The organism is Polaribacter sp. IC066 (assembly GCF_007997085.1).
Classification (GTDB): Bacteria; Bacteroidota; Bacteroidia; order Flavobacteriales; family Flavobacteriaceae; genus Polaribacter.
This window is the reverse complement of record NZ_VORR01000034.1, coordinates 41,660-47,659: the sequence shown is the minus strand read 5'-3', so window position 1 is coordinate 47,659 and position 6,000 is coordinate 41,660. Positions and strand designations below refer to the sequence as shown.

Annotated in this window: 5 protein-coding genes; 3 read left to right on the top strand and 2 right to left on the bottom strand. The window is 30.5% G+C overall.

Annotated elements, in window-relative coordinates:
* Positions 1–156 precede the first annotated feature (156 nt).
* Positions 157–1,995 carry a tetratricopeptide repeat-containing sensor histidine kinase gene (locus ES044_RS12200; RefSeq protein ID WP_147117750.1) on the top strand — a complete coding sequence of 613 codons (1,839 nt, stop codon included), beginning with the start codon at positions 157–159 and terminating at the stop codon, positions 1,993–1,995.
* Here ES044_RS12200 and ES044_RS12195 read toward each other — a convergent pair.
* Positions 1,970–2,467: a metallophosphoesterase family protein gene (locus tag ES044_RS12195; protein ID WP_147117751.1), complete on the bottom strand. Its 498-nt coding sequence runs from the start codon at positions 2,465–2,467 to the stop codon at positions 1,970–1,972. The genes ES044_RS12200 and ES044_RS12195 overlap by 26 nt on opposite strands.
* A 97-nt stretch (positions 2,468–2,564) precedes the next feature.
* Between ES044_RS12195 and truA the strand changes: the two genes are divergently transcribed.
* On the top strand, positions 2,565–3,290 hold the full coding sequence (gene truA, locus ES044_RS12190) for a tRNA pseudouridine(38-40) synthase TruA (protein ID WP_147117752.1): 726 nt from the start codon (positions 2,565–2,567) through the stop codon (positions 3,288–3,290).
* Positions 3,291–3,293: 3 nt separating this feature from the next.
* Positions 3,294–5,060 carry an ABC transporter ATP-binding protein gene (locus ES044_RS12185; protein ID WP_147117753.1) on the top strand — a complete coding sequence of 589 codons (1,767 nt, stop codon included), beginning with the start codon at positions 3,294–3,296 and terminating at the stop codon, positions 5,058–5,060.
* Between the two features lie 10 nt (positions 5,061–5,070).
* On the opposite strand, the gene cdaA is transcribed toward ES044_RS12185, so the two are convergent.
* Positions 5,071–5,847 (bottom strand): diadenylate cyclase CdaA, encoded by a 777-nt coding sequence (cdaA, locus tag ES044_RS12180; protein WP_147117754.1) that lies wholly within the window; start codon positions 5,845–5,847, stop codon positions 5,071–5,073.
* Positions 5,848–6,000: the final 153 nt, after the last annotated feature.

Genomic DNA, 6,000 nt, shown 5'->3' with positions numbered 1-6,000 from the left:
AAACAGGATTAACCTTACTTGAAAGAGATAAGACAAATAAATTATCCATAAAAAGAAAAAAACTAAAAGCTAGCTACAACCTAAATTACAGAGAATCGCTAATGAAAGTTTAAAGGCGATTGCCCTGGTATTGACGCTTAATAATCCAAATATTTTTTGAAAAATATTATATCTATTTTTTTCTTCATTTGTTTAGGTTTATACCAGGTAAATGCTATTGAAAACAATTTAAGTACTGAAGAGGTCTTTTCTTTAAAGACCTCTTCAGTTTTTTCGGTTAAAAATGATTCATTGATTGAATTGAGGTACAATGAAATTTTTGAGATCTATAGCAAAGAGAAATACGTTGAAGCTTTAAAGCAATCTTTAGCGCTCCTTGATAAGGCTAAAAATATAAAAAATTATTACTGGATTTACAAGTGTAATTCACTAATAGCAGACATCTATGATAGAACAAACAAATTTGATGAATCCTTAAAATATTATAAACAATCTTTTAATCAACTAAATAGGTCTTTAGTTGAAGGTCAAAACACTAGTTTTAAGGATATTGATTTAGCAAGTACATTGTTGAGAATAGGAGGTACCTATCACAGGCTATCAGTATCACAGGAAGAGAAAAATAAAACGTACTATTTAGATAGTGCAAAAATATATTACGAAAAGTTAGAGAGATTACCTACGCTAAACGCAGATATTGAAAGCTTAATAGCAAAAGCTTACACTAATCTTTCTGCTATTTATGAAAAAGATTCCATGTATGTTAAGGCAGAATGGTATGTAAGAAAATCTATAATAATACATGAAAAGCATAACAATAATGTAAGTACAGCTGTAGCCTTAAATAATTTAGGAAACATTTTTTTATCCCAAAAAGAATATAAAAAGTCTAAAGAATTATATTTAGATGCCATAGAACTAATTAAAAATAACGAGGATTCAAAAGCAATTAGAATCAAATCAAGTTTGTATTTTAATTTGGCTTGGGCAATGCGTAACTTAAAAGATTACAAAGCATACGATATTCAAGAGTTGTCTTATGAAATTGAAGGCGATATTAGAGAAGAAGAATTTAGCGGAATTATAGAACAAGTTAAACAAAAATATGATTTTGACGCACAAAAAGAGCAATTTCAAGAACAAGAAGAAGTAAAGTGGTTAAGAGACCAAAGAATTTTCTGGAGTATTGGCATCTTGGCGGTGCTAATTATAGTTACGTTGGTTTATTGGTTGACGCTGTATAAATTAAAACAAAATAATTTAGCACTACAATTAAATCAAGTAGAATTAATTCAAAATCAAAATTTAGATAAATTAAAGTCTGAAACGCAAGTAAGAATCTTAAACGCTACCATAGACGGTAAAGAGTCAGAAAGAAAAGAGATAGCAGAAACGCTGCATGATAGCGTAAGTGCTTTATTGTCTTCTGCTAACTTGCATTTGCAAGCTACAAGAAAGCAGTTTAACGGAAATACACCCATTGAAATTGATAAAACGCAACAGATAATACAAGAGGCTTCTCATAAAATTAGAGATTTATCGCATACGTTGGTTTCTTCAGTTTTATTAAAATTTGGATTAACTTTTGCCATTAAAGACATCGCCGAAAAATATTCTAATTCTCAATTAAATATAGAAACTGATATTATTAATATTAGAAGATACCAGCAAAATTTTGAAATTAAACTATATAATATTACCCAAGAATTTATCAATAATATTTTAAAACATAGTAAAGCAGATAATGCTTTAATAGAGTTGAGAGAAGAAAATAACAGATTGTTTCTTACTATTTCTGATGACGGGATAGGTTTTGATAAGACAAAAATAAATACGAAATCTGGTGGTTTAGGGATCAATCAAATTGATGCTAGAATACAAATGATGAAGGGAGAGTTTCAAATAAAATCTTCATTAAATAATGGTACTACAATATTGGTAGAACTCCCTGTTATAGAAAAGGAAGATCCTAACCTCGTGTCGCTAACTCTATAATTTCTAAATTTTTAATGGCCGCTTTGTCTACTTCAAAGCGAAGCATGGTTCTAACCTTATGAAATCCATGATTTCCTGCAGCTCCAGGGTTTAAGTGCAATAAATTTAGTTTTTTGTCATATTGCACTTTTAAGATATGAGAATGACCCGAAATAAAAACTTTAGGAGAATTTACCGATAATTCTTCCCGAACTCTTTGATGGTATCGATTCGGATAGCCGCCAATATGAGTGATCCAAACTGAAACATCTTCAACCGTAAACTTATTATCTAACGGAAATTCTGCCCTAGCATCCTTATCATCAATATTGCCAAAAACAGCACGTAAAGGCTTTAACGCTTTAATAGCATCGGTAACTTCTAAATTCCCAATATCGCCAGCGTGCCAAACTTCATCCGCCTGTTTTACAAACTTTAAAATTTGAGCATCTATATAGCTGTGTGTATCTGATAATAACAATATTTTTTTCATGAAAAAATAGTAAGAAAAGTTTAACGCTTTAAAGAATCCAAAAATAAGGATTCCTAAATAAATTTCGTAATTTTGAGGACTTCAAAAAACAGATTTCTTGAGATACTTTATAGAGCTTTCTTATAACGGAAAAAAATACCACGGTTGGCAAATTCAGCCTGATGTTATTTCTGTACAAGAAAAATTAAACAAGGCTATTAGCACAATTCTTCAAGAGGATATTCAGGTGGTTGGCGCAGGTAGAACAGATACCGGCGTGCATGCGTCTCAAATGTTTGCGCATTTTGATACAAAAAAAGAGTTGAAAGATGAAATTGTGTTTAAGCTAAATTCAATTTTGCCAAATGATATTTCAGTATACAAAGTGTTTTTGGTTCATGATGACAAACACGTTCGCTTCGATGCAACTTCTAGAAGTTATCAATATAAAATATGGTTAGGAAGAAATCCTTTTTTATTAGATTTTTCTTGGCAAGTACATTCACAAAGACCCAATGTAACTTTAATGAATGCTGCTGCAGAGCTACTTTTAGAATATGAAGATTTTCAGTGTTTTTCTAAAGTTAAAACAGAAGTGTATACTTTTAATTGCACTATTACACAGGCTTTTTGGGAGCAAAAAGAAGATGAGTTAATTTTCTATATTTCGGCAAATCGTTTTTTACGAAATATGGTAAGAGCAATTGTTGGTACTTTAATCGATGTAGGATTGGGTAGAATAACCAAAGAAGATTTTAGAAAAATTATAGAGAGCAAGAATAGGAGTAACGCAGGATTGTCAGTCCCTGCAAAAGGTTTATTTTTAACAGCAATAAAATATTAAATTTTGGGAGTAAAATCAGGAAATGCTTTTGATATGCAAATTTTTTCGAGACTTATGTCTTTTGCAAAACGCTATCGATTGTATTTTTTCATCGCATCATCATCAACCATATTTCTGGCTTTATTTTCAGTAATATCACCCTATATTTTAATCAACACGGTAGATGATTATATTTTGTCTAAAGATAAAGTTGGGCTGCTAAATTACTCTTTGTTAATGCTGGGCATTTTAATCATAGAAGTACTTTTGCAGTTTGTTTTTATTTATTTTGCCAATTGGGTTGGGCAGCACATTATTAGAGATATTAGAGCAAAAATTTTTAGACATATTTTACAGTTTAAAATGTCTTATTTTGATACAAATTCTGTAGGAAGGTTGGTAACAAGAGTGGTTTCTGATATAGAAACTATTGCGGCTTTTTTTAGTAATGGTGTGTTTACTATTTTAAGTGATTTGCTTAAAATGTTTGCGGTTACCATTGTAATGCTTTTTTTAAATTGGAGGTTGGCATTGATTACACTAGCAATTTTACCAATTTTAGTATATGCAACAAAACTATTTCAGGTAGCTATTAAAGAAACTTTTCAGCAAGTGAGAAATCAAGTAGCTAATTTAAATGGGTTTGTACAAGAGCGTGTTACAGGAATGAAAATTGTACAACTATTTAATAGAGAGGGTATTGAATATGATAATTTTAAGGAAATTAACGACAAGCATAAAAAAGCACATGTAAAAACAATTTGGTATTATTCTCTATTTTTTCCGATTGCAGAAATTTTATCATCAATTGGCATTGGTTTAATTGTTTGGTTTGGTGGCGGACAAGTAGTTCAAAATTCGGGGATTTCGGTAGGTATGATTATGGGGTTTATTCAATATGCACAAATGTTGTTTAGACCTTTACGCCAAATTGCAGATAAATTTAATCAATTACAAATGGGCATTGTTGCTGGTGAGCGTGTTTTTAAAGTGATTGATACTGATAGCAGTATTGCTAAAAACGGAACCATTGTAGCAGAAAATTTAAAAGGCCATATTAATTTTAAAGATGTAAGGTTTAGCTACATAAAAAATGAAGAAGTTCTAAAAGGTATTTCTTTATATGTAAAAAGCGGACAAACAGTTGCCATTGTTGGTGCTACAGGTGCAGGTAAATCTACCATTATTAATTTGATAAATCGTTTTTACGAAATAGATAGCGGTACCATTTCTATTGATAACGTTTCTGTAGATGATTATACGCTAGAAAGCCTTCGAAATGAAGTAGCAATAGTTTTACAAGACGTGTTTTTATTTTCAGATTCAATTTTAAATAACATCACTTTAAAAGATGAAAATATTACGTTAAAAGAAGTTGAAAATGCGGCAAAACAAATTGGTATTCATGATTTTATTATGACCTTACCAGGTGGTTATAATTATAATGTAAAAGAAAGAGGTGCTATGTTGTCTTCTGGGCAAAGACAATTAATTGCTTTTTTACGTGCTTATGTGAGTAAACCGAGTATTTTAATTTTAGATGAAGCAACATCTTCTGTAGATAATAATGCAGAACAAATGATACAATACGCAACAGAAACGATTACAAAAGATAGAACTTCTATTATAATTGCGCACCGATTGGCAACAATAAAACAAGCGGATAAAATTATTGTGATGGATAACGGTATAATTGTAGAAGAAGGCTCTCATCAAGAATTATTAGAAAAAGAAAACGGATATTACAAAAATCTATATGACAAGCAGTTCAGTTTAGAGGTCGCATCTTAATAGATTTTTACTACATCAAATCACTTTTAAGCTTTTCGTTTAACTCATCTAAAGTTGTGTACAAAACAAATTCGCCATCTTTTATATAAGAAATTTCGCCAGTTTCTTCAGAAACTAATAAGCAAACAGCATCAGTCTTTTCACTTGCACCAATAGCAGCTCTGTGTCTTAAACCAAATCTTGCAGGTATTTTTGTGCTATCAGAAATAGGTAAAATAACACGAGTTGCAACAACATAATTATCTCGAATAATTGTTGCGCCATCGTGTAAAGGGCTGTTTTTAAAGAAGATGCTTTCTAGAATAACTTCGTTTACAAGCGCATTCATTATATCACCCGTATTTATTAAAAAGTCTAAACTGTTTGTGCGCTCAATTACAAGTAAAGCACCCGTTTTAGTTTTAGACATATTGCTACAAGCTTTTAAAATTTTATCGGTGTCTACTTCAGAGGTAATCTCTGATTGTAAAAATTTTAATTGTTTTAAAAAACTCTTTTTATTAGAAAAATTAGTAGTGCCGATCATCAATAAAAATTTTCTAATTTCTTGCTGAAAGACAATAATGAGCGCAATAACACCACCAGACAGTAAATAGCCTAAAATACCGCTTAACATTTCCATATTTAGCGCTTGTGTTATTTTCCAAATAAGGAATATTAGTGCAATTCCGATAAAAATATTGATGGCTACCGTCCCTTTTAATAATTTATAAATATAATAGAGAAGTAGGGCAACTAGCAAAATATCTAGCACATCTAAAAAAGAAAAAGGCACAAAATCTAACATATAAAAAGACTGGTTTTGGGTAAAAGTACTAATAAAATTGATCAGTACAATATCCGTTTTTTATTAGTGAAATTCAATTTTAATAAATAGTGAATTTATAAAATCAAAATTGTTAGTTGAGCCTTCTTTTGGTGCGGTAGGCTAAACTTATTT